Source organism: Pseudomonas sp. efr-133-TYG-23, assembly GCF_030209215.1.
Lineage (GTDB): Bacteria > Pseudomonadota > Gammaproteobacteria > Pseudomonadales > Pseudomonadaceae > Aquipseudomonas > Aquipseudomonas rhodesiae.
The window spans coordinates 80,624-97,223 of the sequence record NZ_JARVSL010000041.1; the positions used below are offsets into that span (position 1 = coordinate 80,624).

A 16,600-nucleotide genomic window follows, 5' to 3' on the forward strand; every position below is an offset into this window, starting at 1 on the left:
CCACAGGCACGACACGGATGCTCGGCATATTTAAGGAAGATTCATGCGCTGTCAACTTGGATACAAACACCAGGTTTACAACTGGTTAAAAAACGAACATAGCTGTTTAATCTGCGATGAAACCACCGAATCAGCGCTTTGTGTGTGCAACGTCTGCGAAACCGAATTGCCGTGGCTGCTGGACCAGTGCGATGTCTGCGCCCTGCCCTTGCCGATGGAAGGGCTGACCTGCGGTCAATGCCAGAAAAAGCCGCCTGCGTTTAAACAGGTGATCGCGCCCTGGTCCTACAGCTTTCCGGTCGACAGCCTGATCAGCCGCTTCAAGCACCAGGCACGCTGGCCGTTGGGGCACATGCTCGCACGACTGCTCGCGCAGCATGTGCAGCACCGCTTCGACAACACTGACCTGACGCGCCCCGACTACCTGCTGCCAGTGCCCCTGGCCCGCAAGCGCTTGCGCGAACGGGGCTACAACCAGGCATTGATGCTTGCGCGCTGGCTCAGCCAAGACCTGGGCATCGCCCACGATGAACAGCTGTTGCTACGCCCCCATGAAACCCTTGCGCAACAGGCCCTCGACGCCAAAACCCGCCAGCGCAATCTGCGCGGCGCATTTGCCCTTTGCGCCAATGCGCAGGTGCAGGGCCGCCATTTTGCCCTGGTGGACGACGTGCTCACCACCGGCGCGACGGCCCATAGCCTGAGCCGCCTGTTGATCAGTGCCGGCGCCCGCCAGGTCGATGTGTATTGCCTGGCCCGCACGCCAAAGCCCGGCGGCTGACTTGACGGCGCTCGGTCTTGCCCGCAACGTTCGGTCGATCCCACTCAAGCGTATTGCCATGCCTTTGCCGACGCCCCTCAGCCAGCACATCATCCGCCGCCCCCAACGCATCGCGTTGCTGGCCCATATTGCCGAACAAGGCTCGATCACACGCGCCGCCAAAAGCGCCGGTCTGAGCTACAAGGCCGCGTGGGACGCCATCGATGAACTGAATAACCTCGCGCAAAAGCCCTTGGTTGAACGCAATGTCGGCGGCAAAGGCGGTGGCGGCGCCAAGCTGACCGTGGAGGGCGAAAGAGTGTTGCGCCTATATCAGCGCCTGCAAGCGCTACAGGCCCAAGTGCTGGCCTCGGACGAAGCCGCCAGTGACTTCAACCTGCTCGGCCGCCTGATGCTGCGCACCAGCGCGCGCAACCAGTTGCATGGCCGGGTGGAAGCCATTGAGGCCCAGGGCCGCAATGACCTGATCCACCTGCGTCTGGCCGGCGGTGTGACAGTGAAAGCGCAAATCACCCACGACAGCACGCAACGGCTGGAACTGGAACCGGGCGTGGAAACCGTCGCCTTGATCAAGGCCGGCTGGCTGGAACTGCTTGCGGCCGATCAACCCGCAACACCTGGAAACAATTGCCTGAGCGGCTTGATCGACAATGTTCTCGACGCCGACGACGGCCCCAGCGAAGTGCGCATCAGCCTGCCCAATGGCCTGGTGCTCTGCGCTTTAGCGCAGACCACCGCACTTGCCGCATTGGGCGCCACGGTCGGCCAACCGATCCAGGTGCAATTCGCACCGAGCCAGGTGTTGCTGGGGACGCCGGTGTAAGCGGCAGCTTTCTTCAAACTGCAACAATTTCGTCACGGCGGCTGCTTAAGGTGTTGGCAAAAAGCACTCAAGGAGCCCGAGATGAGCCTATTAGAAGAGAACCAAGCCACCGACCTCGAACAGATGGTCGGCCTGACCCGCCGCCGCTTTATCGGGGCCGGCGCCCTGTGCGGCGCCGCAATGTTCCTGGGCGGCAACCTGCTCAGCCGCAGCGCCCTGGCGGTCAATGCCGCCAACGCCAGCCCACTGCTGGGGTTCGACAGCATCGCCGCCGCCACCAGCGACACCATCAGCCTGCCGCCAGGCTACAGCGCCTCGGTGCTGATCAGTTGGGGCCAGCCGCTGCACAAAAATGCGCCGGCCTTCGACCCGTCCGGCAACGGCACAGCAGTGGCGCAGGAGCAGCAGTTCGGCGACCACAACGACGGCATGAGCCTGTTCCCGTTCCCCGGCGACAACAACCGCGCGCTGATGGCGATCAATAACGAATACACCAACTATCGCTATCTCTACGCCCACGGCGGCGCGCCGCAATCGGCCGAAGAGGTGCGCAAGGCCCAGGCCAGCGAAGGCGTGTCGGTGATCGAAATTCGGCGCAAGGGCGACACCTGGCAGTTCGTTCAGGACTCACGCTACAACCGCCGCATCCACGGCAACACGCCGATCCGCCTGAGCGGCCCCGCCGCCGGCCATGACTGGTTGAAGACCAGCGCCGACAAGTCCGGCAAGAAAGCCCTCGGCACCTTCCAGAACTGCGCCAACGGCATGACCCCCTGGGGCACCTACCTGACCTGCGAAGAAAACTTCACCGATTGCTTCGGTAGCAGCAACCCGCAGCAAGCCTTTGACGCCGGGCAGAAGCGCTACGGCGTGGTGGCGGCCAGCAAGGACATCAACTGGCACCTGCACGACCCGCGCTTCGACATGGCCAAGAACCCCAACGAACTCAATCGCCATGGCTGGGTGGTGGAAATCGACCCTTTCGACCCGCAATCCACCCCGGCCAAACGCACCGCCCTCGGCCGTTTCAAGCACGAGAACGCGGCGCTGGCGCAGACCCGCGACGGTCGTGCTGTGGTGTACATGGGCGACGACGAGCGCGGTGAATTCATCTACAAGTTCATCAGCCGCGACAAGATCAATCACAAGAACCCCAAGGCCAACAAGGACTTGCTCGACCACGGCACGCTGTACGTGGCGATCTTCGACGCGGGCGACGGCAACGCCGATCATCCTCGCGGCAAGGGCCAGTGGGTCGAGTTGACCCACGGCAAAAACGGCATCGACGCCAGCAGCGGGTTTGCCAGCCAGGCTGAAGTGCTGATCCACGCGCGCCTGGCCGCCAGTGTGGTCAAGGCTACGCGCATGGACCGTCCGGAATGGATCGTGGTCAGCCCCACCGACGGCCAGGTCTATTGCACCCTGACCAACAACGCCAAACGCGGCGAGGACGGCCAGCCGGTGGGCGGGCCTAACCCGCGCGAGAAAAACGTCTACGGCCAGATCCTGCGCTGGAAGGCCAATGCCGACGACCACGGCGCCGACGACTTCAGTTGGGACCTGTTCGTGGTGGCCGGTAACCCAGCGGTACATGCCGGCGCACCCAAGGGCGGCTCGTCGAATATCAACCCGCAGAACATGTTCAACAGCCCCGACGGCCTGGGCTTCGATAAGGCTGGGCGTCTGTGGATTCTCACCGACGGCGACTACAGCAACAGCGGCGACTTCGCCGGCATGGGCAACAACCAGATGCTCTGTGCCGATCCAAACACTGGGGAAATCCGTCGTTTCATGGTGGGGCCGGTGGCGTGTGAAGTGACCGGCATCAGCTTCGCGCCGGACCAGAAAACCCTGTTCGTGGGCATTCAGCATCCGGGCGAAACCGGTGGCTCGACCTGGCCGGAGCACTTGCCCAACGGTAAGCCGCGTTCGTCGGTGCTGGCCATTCGGCGCGATGACGGCGGGATCGTCGGCGCCTGACACGGCCTTATCGGGGGCAAGCCCCCTCCCACATTTTGACCGGTGATTACCTTCAAAGGTGGGGGGAGCTTGCCCCCGATGACAATGGCACAGTCGCCCCCTATCTCCAGCCGCGTGCGTTACCATACCCGGCCGGACGCGGCGCCCTGCTGCGCGCAGGAGTTCGCATGGCCCACCCGTTTGAAACACTCACCCCCGATCTGGTGCTCGACGCCGTCGAAAGCATCGGTTTCCTCAGCGACGCCCGCGTGCTGGCGCTCAACAGCTACGAAAACCGCGTCTATCAAGTGGGCATCGAAGACTCCGAGCCGCTGATCGCCAAGTTCTACCGGCCCCAGCGCTGGACCAACGAAGCGATTCTTGAAGAACACCGTTTCACCTTTGAATTGGCCGAGTGCGACGTGCCGGTGGTGGCGCCGCTGATCCATAACGGCGAGAGCCTGTTCGAACACGCGGGGTTCCGCTTTACCTTGTTCCCCCGTCGTGGCGGCCGTGCGCCGGAGCCGGGCAATCTGGATCAACTCTATCGGCTGGGGCAGTTGCTGGGGCGTTTGCATGCCGTGGGCTCCACGCGACCGTTCGAACACCGCGAAGCGCTGGGAGTGAAGAACTTCGGGCACGATTCGCTGACCACGCTGCTTGAGGGCAACTTCATTCCCAAGAGCCTGTTGCCGGCCTACGAGTCGGTAGCGCGCGACCTGCTCAAACGGGTGGAGGAGGTATACAAGGCCACCCCACACACGAACATCCGCATGCACGGCGATTGCCACCCGGGCAACATGATGTGCCGCGACGAGATGTTCCATATCGTCGACCTGGACGATTGCCGCATGGGCCCAGCGGTGCAGGACCTATGGATGATGCTCGCCGGCGATCGTCAGGAATGCCTGGGGCAACTGTCGGAATTGATGGACGGCTATCAGGAATTCCACGACTTCGACCCGCGCGAACTGGCCCTGATCGAACCCCTGCGCGCCTTGCGCCTGATGCACTACAGCGCCTGGCTGGCACGGCGCTGGGACGACCCGGCGTTCCCCCACAGTTTTCCGTGGTTCGGCACCGAGCGGTATTGGGGCGATCAGGTCCTGGCCCTGCGTGAGCAACTCTCGGCCCTCAACGAAGAGCCGCTGAAACTCTTCTGAGTGCTTTTAATGTGGGAGAGGGCCTGCCCCCTCCCACACAAAGCAAACCTCGTGACCAAGTCAGTCCCATTGGTTGACAAATATCCTTACAATCGCGCTTTGTTAGCTGCCTAAGCAAGGATTCCGCATGCACGCCGCCAACCCCCGCAAAGGGTACATTCTGGGCCTGAGCGCCTATGTCATCTGGGGCCTGTTCCCGCTCTACTTCAAAGCCATCGCCAGCGTGCCCGCCGCCGAGATTATCGTGCATCGGGTGCTGTGGTCGGCGCTGTTCGGGGGCTTGCTGCTGATGGTGTGGAAGCACCCCGGCTGGTTCCGCGAGCTGCGCGACAACCCCAAGCGCCTGGCGATTCTGGCACTGAGCGGTTCGCTGATTGCGGCCAATTGGCTGACCTATGTGTGGTCGGTCAACAGCGGGCGCATGCTCGAAGCGAGCTTGGGTTACTACATCAACCCGCTGGTGAACGTGCTGCTGGGCATGCTGTTGCTGGGCGAACGTCTGCGCCGCTTACAGTGGGTCGCCGTGATATTGGCCGCCGTGGGTGTGGCGCAACAGGTGTGGCAAGTGGGCAGCTTGCCGTGGGTTTCGTTGGCGCTGGCGTTGACCTTCGGTTTCTACGGATTGATCCGCAAGCAGGCACCGGTCAAAGCATTGCCGGGGCTGGTGGTGGAAACCTGGATGCTGGTGCCGATCGCGGTGGCGTGGCTGCTGTTCAACCCCAGCGCACATAGCGCGCAACTGGCATTCTGGAGCACCTCCGAAGCCTGGTGGCTGGTGGCCGCAGGCCCGGTGACGCTGATCCCGCTGGTGTGTTTCAACGCCGCCGCGCGGCATTTGCCTTACACCGCATTGGGCTTTTTGCAGTACGTGGCACCCACATTGGTGTTGCTGGAAGCGGTGCTGCTGTTCGGCGAACACTTGGCGCCGAGCACGCTGCTGGCGTTCGCTTTTATCTGGGCCGGCCTGGTGGTGTACAGCGTGGATGCCTGGCTGAGCGTGCGCAAACGCTGATCAAATAACGTACAAACCTCTGCAAGCCACAGCCTGGGTGGCTTGCAGCCATTCACCCCAAGGTTATCCACAACCTGGTCCCCGCCATTTGTGCACAAGCCATTGAAACTGCTCGTTTTTTGCTCAGCTGAGCAAGAGCCACGGCGGACGTGGCCTGGCGAGGGGTCTCTACAGGTTATCCACAGGCCCATGCAAGATTTCCATGGATAACCCTGTGGCGATTACTCCTCGTGATGCAGCTCGACCATCAGGTCGTCGGCCAAGGTTTCCAGGGAGGCTTGCAACGTCTCAAGGGGCAAGCTCGAAGGCACCTGCAACAACGCCTCGGCGTTGAACAACAGGTCTCCGCTCATCGGTGCTGGAGTTACGCCGGTACTCAGGCTTTCCAGGTTGACCCCCTGGCGGCTCAACAACGCGGTGATCTCACGCACTATCCCCGCGCGATCATTGCCCACCAACGTCATCACGATGGGTTTGGACGCCGGCGCCTGCGCGGTGCTGCCCTCGCCCACCAGCACGCGAATGCCGTGTGTGGATAAGTCCTCCAACGCCCCCACCAACGCCTGACGATTGTCTGCCGGCACACTTACCCGCAGGATCCCGGCGAACTGCCCGGCCATATGGGCCATGCGGCTGTCCAGCCAGTTGCCGCCCTGGGCGGCGATGGTCTGCGCGATACGTTCAACCAGGCCGGGTTTGTCGGCGGCGATAATTGTGAGTACAAGATGGTCCATGGCGAAGCCCTCTGGAAGTCAGCCTACAAGGTGGACCCAGGGTGCCGCGAAAACAAATCGTGTACCATTTTTATATTTATCTGGAACAATCCTGTAACTTTTTGAGAACATACCGTTCTCCGCTGTGACCGTACGACCAAAGTGGGTCGCTAAACGACGTATTTAGTCTAATTTTCACAACCGCAAGTCATCATGTAGTATGCCCATCCGAGCACTACATAATGAAAATCCGAAACAGCGCATAAGCTCCGCAGAGTGAGGCAAGCAATGACTGAACACGTTCAAGTCGGTGGCCTGCAGGTCGCCAAAGTCCTGTTCGACTTCGTGAACAACGAAGCCATTCCCGGCACCGGCATCACTGCCGATCAGTTCTGGGCCGGTGCCGATAAGGTCATTCACGACCTGGCGCCGAAGAACAAAGCCCTACTCGCCAAACGCGATGATTTCCAAGCACGGATCGATACCTGGCACCAGACCCATGCCGGCCAGGCCCACGACCCGGTGGCCTACAAAGCCTTCCTGCAAGACATCGGATACCTGCTGCCAGAAGCCGCAGACTTCCAAGCCTCGACCCAAAACGTCGATGACGAAATCGCGCGCATGGCCGGCCCGCAGTTGGTGGTGCCGGTAATGAATGCCCGCTTCGCCCTCAACGCATCCAACGCCCGTTGGGGTTCGCTGTACGACGCGCTGTACGGCACCGACGCCATCAGCGAAGCCGACGGCGCCGAGAAGGGCAAAGGCTACAACAAGGTGCGCGGCGACAAGGTCATCGCCTTCGCCCGCGCCTTCCTCGACGAAGCCGCGCCGCTCAGCGCCGGCAGCCATGTCGACTCCACCGGCTACAAGATTGTCGACGGCAAGCTGATCGTCAGCCTTAAAGGTGGCAGCAACAGCGGCCTGCGCGACGACAGTCAATTGATCGGCTTCCAGGGCGACAGCGCCCAACCGATTGCGATCCTGCTCAAGCACAACGGCCTGCACTTCGAAATCCAGATCGACGCCAGCACCCCGGTCGGCCAGACCGATGCCGCCGGTGTCAAAGACGTGCTGATGGAAGCCGCGCTGACCACCATCATGGACTGCGAAGATTCCGTCGCCGCCGTGGATGCCGACGACAAAGTGGTGATCTACCGCAACTGGCTCGGCCTGATGAAGGGCGACCTGGCCGAAGAAGTGGCCAAGGGCGGCAAGACCTTCACCCGCACCATGAACCCCGATCGCGTTTACACCGGCGTGAATGGCCAGGACGTGACCCTGCACGGTCGTTCGCTGCTGTTCGTGCGTAACGTTGGCCACTTGATGACCATCGACGCGATCCTGGATAAAGACGGCAACGAAGTGCCGGAAGGCATTCTCGATGGTCTGATCACCAGCCTGGCGGCAATCCACAGCCTCAACGGCAATACCAGCCGCAAGAACAGCCGCACCGGTTCGGTGTACATCGTTAAACCGAAAATGCACGGCCCGGAAGAAGCGGCATTCACCAATGAGCTGTTCGGCCGCGTCGAAGACGTGCTGAACCTGCCGCGCAATACCCTCAAAGTCGGGATCATGGACGAGGAGCGCCGCACCACGGTCAACCTCAAAGCCTGCATCAAGGCCGCCAGTGAGCGCGTGGTGTTTATTAACACCGGTTTCCTCGACCGCACTGGCGACGAGATCCACACCTCCATGGAAGCCGGCGCGATGGTGCGCAAGGCGGCGATGAAGTCGGAAAAGTGGATCGCAGCGTATGAAAACTGGAACGTCGATATCGGCTTGAGCACCGGCCTGCAAGGTCGTGCGCAGATCGGTAAAGGCATGTGGGCGATGCCCGACCTGATGGCGGCGATGTTGGAACAGAAAATCGCTCACCCGCTGGCCGGCGCCAACACCGCATGGGTACCTTCGCCAACGGCCGCCGCGTTGCACGCACTGCACTACCACAAGGTCGACGTGTTCGCGCGTCAGGCCGAACTGGCCAAGCGCGAACGCGCCTCGGTGGACGATATCCTGACCATTCCCCTGGCCAGCAATACCGACTGGTCCGAAGAGGAAATCCGCAACGAGCTGGACAACAACGCCCAGGGCATCCTCGGCTATGTAGTGCGCTGGATCGACCAGGGCGTCGGCTGCTCGAAGGTGCCGGACATCAACGACGTCGGCCTGATGGAAGACCGCGCGACCCTGCGCATCTCCAGCCAGCACATCGCCAACTGGCTGCGCCACGGCATCGTCAATCAAGCGCAGGTGATGGAAAGCCTCAAGCGCATGGCGCCGGTGGTGGACCGTCAAAATGCCGGGGATGCGTTGTATCGCCCGCTGGCACCGGATTTCGACAGCAACATCGCCTTCCAGGCGGCGGTGGAACTGGTGATTGAAGGGACCAAACAGCCTAACGGGTACACCGAGCCGGTGTTGCATCGTCGGCGTCGGGAATTCAAGGCTAAGAACGGCCTGTAAAAAGAAAAGCCCTGATCGTGAGATCAGGGCTTTTTCTTTGAGGCCTGGGCTGACCGCAATGGCGCCATCGGAAGCAAGCGCCCTCCCAGCGTGGGCGGATGTAAGGAGAAATCAGGACGCCATCCCCAACTCCCGCTTCACCAACCTCGCCAGTTTCACGCTATCAATCGGCTTGAGCAAAAAATCCACCACGCTCAAATGCATGGCATCAATGACATCCGGCGCTTCGGCGTCCCCGGACATGATGATGATCGGCAGCGCCGCGCGGGTGGATTCGCGCACTTGCTTGATCAGTTCCAGCCCGTTGCTGGGTTGCATGCGCAGGTCGGTAATCAACAAGCCGATGGAGCTGCTGGATTTCAACAAGTCCCACGCGCGCTCGCCACTGTCGGCGGTCATGCAGCGAATACCGTCCAGGCCCAGGATTTCCGCCAGCAACTCGCGCGCGTCCTTGTCGTCGTCGACAATCAACACGCGTTGTGGCGGCAGATCGGGCTCCAGCATCACGGCGCTGAGCGCCTCGCGCTCGGCATCACTCAAAATATCGTGGTCGGACATACGGTTCTCAGCGGTTCTAATCAATCTCCCAGCACTCGTCAGACATCTGCGGAGGGGCGAACAATGTGCACTTCGTCGGAAAGTTTGCCTAGTGGGCGTTTTACGGGGTTCGGACGATAAACATGTAGGGTTTTTCCCTAGCTCAGCGTCTTTTACACCGACCTAGACTTACGTCCAATGGGCACCCGCCACGGAGGAGTCGACCATGCAGCTCGATAACGACAAAAAAACTGCGGTCACTGTTATGAGTAAAGCTGATGCCTTCGCCCAGGCGGGGAAAACTGCCGTGCTGCAAAATATCCAAGGCACGCTGCAGTTTCTACAACGCTTCCCGCCCTTCAACCAGATGGAAAACGCGCACCTGGCGTTTCTGGTGGAACAATGCCAATTACGTTTTTATGCCCCCGGTGACAGCATCCTCAAACCGTCGGGCGGGCCGGTCGAGCATTTCTACATCGTCAAACAAGGCCGCGTGATCGGCGAACGACCGGACACCACCGAGACCACCTTCGAAATCACCACCGGCGAATGCTTCCCCCTGGCCGCGCTGCTGGGCGAACGCGCCACGCGCACCGAGCACAAGGCCGCCGAAGACACGTTCTGCCTGCAACTGAACAAACCGGCCTTTATCAAGTTGTTCGCCCTTTCCAGCCCGTTCCGCGACTTCGCCCTGCGCGGCGTCAGCAGCCTGCTGGATCAGGTCAACCAGCAGGTGCAGCAAAAGGCCGTGGAAACCCTCGGCACCCAATACTCCCTCAACACGCGCCTGGGTGAATTAGCCATGCGCCACCCGGTCACCTGCAGCCCGCATACGCCCTTGCGCGAAGCAGTCACGCTGATGCACGAGCAGCAAGTGGGCAGCATTGTCATCGTCGACGACAACAAGGCGCCCTTGGGGATTTTTACCCTGCGCGACTTACGCCATGTGGTGGCCGGCGGTGTCAGCGATTTCAGCCAGGCCATCGACGCGCACATGACCCAGGCACCGTTCTTTTTGACGCCGGACCACAGCGCCTTCGACGCCGCCATCGCCATGACCGAGCGGCATATCGCCCATGTGTGCCTGGTCAAGGACCAGCGCCTGTGCGGCGTGGTGTCCGAGCGCGATCTGTTTTCCCTGCAACGGGTGGACCTGGTGCACCTGGCCCGTACCATTCGCAACGCCCCGCGCATCGACAACCTGGTGGCGATTCGCGGCGAGATCGGCCAGTTGGTCGAGCGCATGCTGGCCCACGGCGCGTCGTCCACCCAGATCACCCACATCATCACCCTGCTCAACGATCACACTGTGTGCCGGGTGATCGAGCTGAGCCTCGCCGAAAAAGGTGACCCTGGGGTGCCGTTCAGTTGGCTGTGCTTCGGCAGCGAAGGCCGTCGCGAGCAGACGCTGTACACCGATCAGGACAACGGCATTCTGTTCGAGGCCAAGGACGCCGCCGAGGCCGCCGCGATCCGTGGCCGTCTGCTGCCCCTGGCCCAACACATCAACCAGAGCCTGGCGCTGTGCGGTTTCAGCCTGTGCAAAGGCAATATCATGGCCGGCAACCCGGAGCTGTGCCTGTCGCGGGCCGAATGGGCGCGGCGTTTTGCGGCGTTCATCCGCGAGGCGACGCCGGAGAACCTGTTGGGTTCGAGTATTTATTTTGACTTGCGCGTGGTGTGGGGCGACGAGCAAGGCTGCGAGGTATTGCGCCAGGGCATTCTCGATCAGGTCGCGGATAACCGTCTGTTCCAACGCATGCTGGCCGAGAATGCGCTGCGCCAGCGCCCCCCGGTTGGGCGTTTCCGTGACTTTGTGCTAACCCGCAAAGGTGGCGAAAAAGCCACCCTGGATCTCAAGGTGCAGGGTCTCACGCCTTTCGTCGACGGCGCGCGCCTGCTGGCCCTGGCCAACGGCATTCACGCTAACAACACCCTGGAGCGCCTGCGCCAACTGGTGGTCAAGGAGGTCATCGAACCGCTGGACGGCGCGGCGTATGAGGAGGCCTATCACTTTATTCAGCAGACCCGCATGCAGCAGCACCAACTGCAAAGTCGCGAAAACCAGCCGTATTCCAACCGCGTCGATCCCGACAGCCTCAACCACCTGGACCGGCGCATCCTGCGCGAATCCCTGCGCCAAGCCCAACGCCTGCAAAGCAGCCTGACCCTGCGGTATCAACTGTGAGCCTGTTCGCCTGGCTGCGCGCAGCCAAACCCCAGCTCGATGCAACCCAACAACGGCGCTTGGCGCAACTGCCCAAACCCGCGCCGCTGAGCGAAGGCGCCTTGCGCAGCCAACGCTGGGTGGTGGTGGACCTGGAAACCAGCGGCCTGAACCTCAACCGCGACCAAGTGCTGTCCATCGGCGCGGTGGTGATCGAGGATGGCGCGGTGGACTTCTCCCAGTTGTTCGAGCGCACCCTGCAACGCCCCGAAACCAAACTCAGCCCCAGTGTGCTGATCCACGGCCTGGGGCCCAGCGCCATTGCCGCCGGCAGCGATCCGGTAGAAGCCTTGTTGGACTTTATGGAGTACGTCGGCGACAGCCCACTGCTCGCGTTCCACGCGCCGTTCGATCAACACATGCTGAGCCGCGCGCTCAAGGACAGCCTGGGTTATCGCCTGACCCACCCGTTTCTGGATGTGGCCGACATCGCCCCCCTGCTGTGCCCTGAGGCGCCAATCCGTGAGGCAGGGCTGGACGATTGGGTCAAACACTTCCACCTGGAAGTCGGCGAACGCCATCACGCCAGCGCCGACGCCCTGGCCACGGCGGAGCTGATGCTGATTTTGTTCAGCCGTGCGCGCCAGCAGTCAATCGATACACCGCTCGCGCTGCACACGCGGTTGAGCCAATGGAAACGCCGGCAACAGGCGCCATCGTTTTAATCTCATCTCCCCGACAGACGCCAATTGCGCCTATTCCACGCCTCTGACACAATCGCGAATAATTCTCGTTAGTTTAAACCTCTTGTTTATTCGGTGATGCCTTGTCGTCGGTCCAGAACCCTCACAGTGAGCGGGTTGGTGCGTTGTATCGCGACCATCGCGGCTGGCTGCTGGCCTGGCTGCGGCGCAACGTGGCGTGCCCGAGCCGGGCCGAAGACCTGAGCCAGGACACGTTCATGCGCCTGTTGGGGCGCGACACGTTGCCGGAACCGCGCGAGCCAAGGGCATTTCTGGTGGCCATCGCCAAGGGCCTGTTGTTCGACTATTTCCGGCGCGCGGCATTGGAGCAGGCTTACCTGGCCGAATTGATGCTGATCCCGGAAAGCGAACACCCCTCCCCCGAAGCCCAGCAACTGATCCTCGAAGACCTCAAAGCCATCGACCGATTGCTCGGCACGTTGTCGAGCAAGGCCCGCGCGGCGTTTCTCTACAGTCGTCTCGACGGCCTGGGCCACGCGCAGATCGCCCAACGCCTCGGCGTATCGGTGCCCCGCGTGCGCCAGTACCTGGCCCAGGGCATTCGCCAGTGCTATATCGCACTGTATGGCGAGCCGACATGAGTGCAGTCGGCGCCAAACCGGTCTCGGCCCGCGTGCTGGATGCGGCGATTGCCTGGCAGTTGTCCCTGGATTCGGGCGACGGCAGCGCGGTCGAGCGTGAAGAGTTCAGCAAATGGCTGGCCAGCGATGAGGAACACGCCCGCGCCTGGCGCCAGTTGGGCATGCTCGACCAACGTTTCAGCATCGCCTCGGGCCCTGCGCGCGCCGCGTTGTTGCAGTCCCGTCAGGCCATCCGTCAACGGGTACGCAAGCTCGGCAGCGGCCTGGCGAGCATTGCGCTTATCTGCGGCCTGGGGTTGCTGGTGGGCGAACGCTATGTGCCGATCCACTATTGGCTGGCCGACCAACGCACCGCCACCGGCGAGCAGCGCACGCTGAAACTGGCGGACGGTACCCAGATCAACCTCAACACCCACAGCGCCATCGACGTGCGCTTCGATGAAAAGCGCCGGCTGATCGTGTTGCAGGACGGTGAAATCCTCGTCGAAACCGGCCATAACGATGCGCGCCCGTTCTACGTGCAGACCCGCGACGGCCGCCTGCGGGCGCTGGGTACGCGGTTTATCGTCAAGCGCGAAGACGACGCCACGCGCCTGAGCGTGCTGCAGTCCGCCGTTGCGGCGCAGCCGGAGGCGCTGCCTCAGGAACAGGTGTTCAAAGCAGGCCAGCAAGTGCTGATGCGCAGCGACGGCCTCGGCCCGTCCCTGGCCGTCACCCCCGCCACGGATGCCTGGACGCGCGGCATGCTGGTGGTGGACAACGCGCGCCTGGGCGACGTGGTCGAGGAATTGAGTCGCTACCGCCCAGGCTATCTAGGCGTGGATAAAGACGTGGCCGACTTGCGCATCACCGGCAGTTTCCCGCTGCACGACACCACGCTGGCGCTCAATGCGCTGCTGCCGACGTTGCCGGTGCAAATCAGGCAGCACACGCCGTGGTGGGTGACGGTGGGTGCCAAGCGTTAGGCATCAGTTAGGCCTGGGTTGAGGCTATCGGGGGCAAGCCCCCTCCCACATTGACCTGAACAAAACCCGATCAGCTGTGGGAGGGGGCTTGCCCCCGATAGGCCTGCAAACACACCGAAAAATCCCCGGCAAAAAATATTTTCATCCAGCCCTATCACTTTTCGAATCTCGCTCGGCACATAGGCAATTGCGAATTACTTCCATTCAGGAGCCGCCCTATGTCCCGCACGCTAGACACCCTGCTGCGCCCCAGTCTGTTGGCCGTGGCCATTGCCCTCAGCACACCGCTGATCACGCCTCAGCTATTGGCGGCCGAACAGGCCTCCAGCGTACGTGCCTATAACTTGCCGGCGGCGCCTCTGGCCAGCACGCTCAACCAGATCGCCAGCCAGGCCGGCCTGGCGCTGACCCTCGATCCGGCCCTGGCCGCCGGTAAAACCTCCGCCCCCGTAAACGGCCAGTTCGATGCCCAGAGCGCGCTGCGCCAGGCACTGCGCGGCACGGGGTTGCAGCTGGAACAGAGCAGCGCCGGAACCTTCACCTTGGTGGCGATTCCGGACGGCGTAGTGGCATTGCCGGAAACCAACATCACCGGGCAAGGCAGTTATGAAAGCGCATGGGGCCCGGCCCAAGGCTACCTGGCGACACGCACCGCCGCCGGCACCAAGACCGACACCGCCCTGGTGGAAGCGCCGCGCTCGATCTCCGTCGCCACCCGCCAGCAGATGCAGGATCGCAGCGTTCATACCCTCGACGACGCGGTGAAATACATGCCCGGCATCGTGTCCGCCAGCTACGGCAGCGACACGCGCTACGACTGGATGCGCGTACGCGGCTTTGAGCCGACGCAATTTCTCGACGGCCTGCCGTTGCCGCGTGGCGTGTATGCCAACCCGAAAGCCGAGACCTGGAACCTCGATCGCCTGGCCCTGCTGCGCGGACCGGCCTCGTCGGTGTATGGCCAGACTCCACCGGGGGGCCTGCTGGACATGGTCAGCAGCCGTCCCAGCGAGCAGGCCAGCCACGCGGTGCAAGTGCAGTACGGCAGCGACAATCACCGCCAGATCAACTTCGCCAGCACCGGCAAGATCGACGACGACGGCCAGTTTCTCTATGGCCTGAGCGGCGTGGTGCGCGACTCCGGCACCCAGGTCGATCACATCGACAACAAGCGCTACAACATCGCCCCCAGCCTGACCTGGAACATCGACCCCGACACCCGGCTGACCTTGCTGTCGCAGTTCACCCGCGACGATACCGGCACCACCAGCCAGTTCCTGCCGATCCAGGGCACCAAGATCAAATCGCCGCTGGGGGAGGTGTCCCACCACAAGAACCTCAGCGATCCGGACTATGAGTTCTACGACCGTACCTACTACGCGCTGGGCTATGCCTTCGAGCATCGCCTCAACGATACCTGGCAATTCAAGCAGAACCTGCGTTACACCAAGTCTGAGCTGTCGTTCCAGCAACTGACCGTGGGCTCCTACGCCTTCTCGCCGGCCGACGCGGCGGGCAATATCAGCCGGTCCACCACCAATGTGGACGAGAACATCGGCCAGTTCGCCGTGGACAACAACTTCCAGGCCGACTTTGCCACGAGGGACATCACCCACACCCTGCTGCTGGGCCTGGATCATCAGCGTACCGACACGTCCTATCTGTCGATCTTCGGTCTGGCCTCGGGCACCAATATTTTCAACCCGAGCTACGGGGGCCCGACCGTCCGTCCTGCGCGCTCCACAGCGTTCTATGACTACAACCAGAAAACCGTGCAAACCGGGCTATACGTCCAGGACCAGATGGCGTTGGACAACTGGCGCCTGACCTTGGGCGGCCGTGAAGACTGGGTGCACCAGGGCACCACCTACTTCAACAAGAACGACGCGACCAACACTGACCGCAGCAAGAACTTCAGCGGCAACGCGGCCTTGAGCTACGTGTTCGACTCCGGTTTCGTGCCGTACTTGTCCTACGCCGAGTCGTTCCAGCCGGCGAGCAACGCCAGCGTTGACCCCGTGAAGTCGTATAAACCCACCGAAGGCAAGCAATGGGAACTGGGGGTCAAATACCAGCCGCCCGGCTCCAACACCCTGCTGAGCGCGGCGGTCTATGACCTGACCCAAAAGAACGTGCTGGTGACCAGCTTCCAGGCCGGCGGCGTTTCCGTCACCGACCAGACCGGCGAAGTGAAGGTCAAGGGCCTGGAATTGGAAGCGGTGTCTGACGTGACCGATAACCTCAAGGTGATCGCCGCCTACACCCTGGCCAAATCCGAGGTGCAAAAAGGCCAATACAAAGGCAACCGCCTGCAACTGATGCCCAACCAGCAAGCGTCGCTGTGGACCGACTACACCTGGCACACCGGGGTGCTCGATGGCTTCGGCATCGGCTTTGGCGCGCGTTACACCGGCAACACCTACGGCGACCAGGCCAACACCTGGCTGGGTAAGGCCAACGCCTACACCGTGTTCGATGGCGCGGTGCATTACGACCTCGGTCGCCTGGACAACAGCCTCAAAGGCGCGTCGCTGAAGGTGAACGCCACCAACCTGTTCAACAAGGACTACCTGTCCACCTGCGATGGCAACTACTGCTACTTCGGCGACCAACGCAGCGTCGTCGCCAGCGCCACGTACCAATGGTGATCGGCGCAGAGGCTGCAGGCT

General features: G+C 62.1%; 13 protein-coding genes. 11 read left to right on the forward strand and 2 right to left on the reverse strand.

What is annotated here, in order from left to right:
* The first annotated feature begins 43 nt into the window (after nt 1-43).
* The 5 genes from QRN41_RS24400 to rarD all read left to right on the forward strand — a co-directional run bounded on the left by QRN41_RS24400 (nt 44) and on the right by rarD (nt 5,738).
* Nucleotides 44-781: a ComFC family protein gene (locus QRN41_RS24400; protein ID WP_167417640.1), complete on the forward strand. Its 738-nt coding sequence runs from the start codon at nt 44-46 to the stop codon at nt 779-781.
* Nucleotides 782-839: 58 nt separating this feature from the next.
* Nucleotides 840-1,604: a TOBE domain-containing protein gene (locus QRN41_RS24405; RefSeq protein ID WP_167417641.1), complete on the forward strand. Its 765-nt coding sequence runs from the start codon at nt 840-842 to the stop codon at nt 1,602-1,604.
* Nucleotides 1,605-1,685: 81 nt separating this feature from the next.
* Nucleotides 1,686-3,584, forward strand: a complete 1,899-nt coding sequence (locus tag QRN41_RS24410; RefSeq protein ID WP_167417642.1) for a PhoX family protein — start codon at nt 1,686-1,688, stop codon at nt 3,582-3,584.
* Nucleotides 3,585-3,751: 167 nt separating this feature from the next.
* Nucleotides 3,752-4,726 (forward strand): serine/threonine protein kinase, encoded by a 975-nt coding sequence (locus QRN41_RS24415; RefSeq protein WP_094064230.1) that lies wholly within the window; start codon nt 3,752-3,754, stop codon nt 4,724-4,726.
* 127 nt (nt 4,727-4,853) lie between these two features.
* Nucleotides 4,854-5,738 (forward strand): EamA family transporter RarD, encoded by an 885-nt coding sequence (rarD, locus tag QRN41_RS24420; RefSeq protein ID WP_034101117.1) that lies wholly within the window; start codon nt 4,854-4,856, stop codon nt 5,736-5,738.
* 221 nt (nt 5,739-5,959) lie between these two features.
* Here rarD and QRN41_RS24425 read toward each other — a convergent pair whose 3' ends face one another.
* Nucleotides 5,960-6,472: a glycine cleavage system transcriptional repressor gene (locus QRN41_RS24425; RefSeq protein WP_094064232.1), complete on the reverse strand. Its 513-nt coding sequence runs from the start codon at nt 6,470-6,472 to the stop codon at nt 5,960-5,962.
* Nucleotides 6,473-6,739: 267 nt separating this feature from the next.
* Here QRN41_RS24425 and QRN41_RS24430 point away from each other — a divergent pair, with 267 nt between their 5' ends.
* Nucleotides 6,740-8,917, forward strand: coding sequence for a malate synthase G (locus QRN41_RS24430; RefSeq protein WP_034101119.1), 2,178 nt, complete (start codon nt 6,740-6,742; stop codon nt 8,915-8,917).
* Nucleotides 8,918-9,028: 111 nt separating this feature from the next.
* On the opposite strand, the gene QRN41_RS24435 is transcribed toward QRN41_RS24430, so the two are convergent.
* Nucleotides 9,029-9,475: a response regulator gene (locus QRN41_RS24435; protein WP_034115298.1), complete on the reverse strand. Its 447-nt coding sequence runs from the start codon at nt 9,473-9,475 to the stop codon at nt 9,029-9,031.
* 244 nt (nt 9,476-9,719) lie between these two features.
* On the opposite strand from QRN41_RS24435, the gene QRN41_RS24440 reads away from it, so the two are divergent.
* The 5 genes from QRN41_RS24440 (at nt 9,720) to QRN41_RS24460 (ending at nt 16,579) form a co-directional block, all read left to right on the forward strand.
* Nucleotides 9,720-11,642 (forward strand): putative nucleotidyltransferase substrate binding domain-containing protein, encoded by a 1,923-nt coding sequence (locus QRN41_RS24440; RefSeq protein WP_348750617.1) that lies wholly within the window; start codon nt 9,720-9,722, stop codon nt 11,640-11,642.
* Nucleotides 11,639-12,346 (forward strand): 3'-5' exonuclease, encoded by a 708-nt coding sequence (locus QRN41_RS24445; RefSeq protein ID WP_123479319.1) that lies wholly within the window; start codon nt 11,639-11,641, stop codon nt 12,344-12,346. Before QRN41_RS24440 ends, QRN41_RS24445 begins: the two co-directional genes overlap by 4 nt.
* A 101-nt stretch (nt 12,347-12,447) precedes the next feature.
* Entirely contained in the window at nt 12,448-12,966 is a 519-nt protein-coding gene (locus QRN41_RS24450; RefSeq protein ID WP_034101123.1) for an RNA polymerase sigma factor, read from the forward strand.
* Nucleotides 12,963-13,931: a FecR domain-containing protein gene (locus QRN41_RS24455; RefSeq protein WP_167417645.1), complete on the forward strand. Its 969-nt coding sequence runs from the start codon at nt 12,963-12,965 to the stop codon at nt 13,929-13,931. Before QRN41_RS24450 ends, QRN41_RS24455 begins: the two co-directional genes overlap by 4 nt.
* A 218-nt stretch (nt 13,932-14,149) precedes the next feature.
* Nucleotides 14,150-16,579 carry a TonB-dependent siderophore receptor gene (locus tag QRN41_RS24460; RefSeq protein WP_167417646.1) on the forward strand — a complete coding sequence of 810 codons (2,430 nt, stop codon included), beginning with the start codon at nt 14,150-14,152 and terminating at the stop codon, nt 16,577-16,579.
* Nucleotides 16,580-16,600 lie beyond the last annotated feature (21 nt).

Bases quoted from the DNA above. Each gene is read 5' to 3' on its own strand.
- QRN41_RS24400 (WP_167417640.1), top strand. From the start codon at position 44: ATGCGCTGTCAACTTGGATACAAACACCAGGTTTACAACTGGTTAAAA.
- QRN41_RS24405 (WP_167417641.1), top strand. From the start codon at position 840: ATGCCTTTGCCGACGCCCCTCAGCCAGCACATCATCCGCCGCCCCCAA.
- QRN41_RS24410 (WP_167417642.1), top strand. From the start codon at position 1,686: ATGAGCCTATTAGAAGAGAACCAAGCCACCGACCTCGAACAGATGGTC.
- QRN41_RS24415 (WP_094064230.1), top strand. From the start codon at position 3,752: ATGGCCCACCCGTTTGAAACACTCACCCCCGATCTGGTGCTCGACGCC.
- rarD (WP_034101117.1), top strand. From the start codon at position 4,854: ATGCACGCCGCCAACCCCCGCAAAGGGTACATTCTGGGCCTGAGCGCC.
- QRN41_RS24425 (WP_094064232.1), bottom strand. From the start codon at position 6,472: ATGGACCATCTTGTACTCACAATTATCGCCGCCGACAAACCCGGCCTG.
- QRN41_RS24430 (WP_034101119.1), top strand. From the start codon at position 6,740: ATGACTGAACACGTTCAAGTCGGTGGCCTGCAGGTCGCCAAAGTCCTG.
- QRN41_RS24435 (WP_034115298.1), bottom strand. From the start codon at position 9,475: ATGTCCGACCACGATATTTTGAGTGATGCCGAGCGCGAGGCGCTCAGC.
- QRN41_RS24440 (WP_348750617.1), top strand. From the start codon at position 9,720: ATGAGTAAAGCTGATGCCTTCGCCCAGGCGGGGAAAACTGCCGTGCTG.
- QRN41_RS24455 (WP_167417645.1), top strand. From the start codon at position 12,963: ATGAGTGCAGTCGGCGCCAAACCGGTCTCGGCCCGCGTGCTGGATGCG.
- QRN41_RS24460 (WP_167417646.1), top strand. From the start codon at position 14,150: ATGTCCCGCACGCTAGACACCCTGCTGCGCCCCAGTCTGTTGGCCGTG.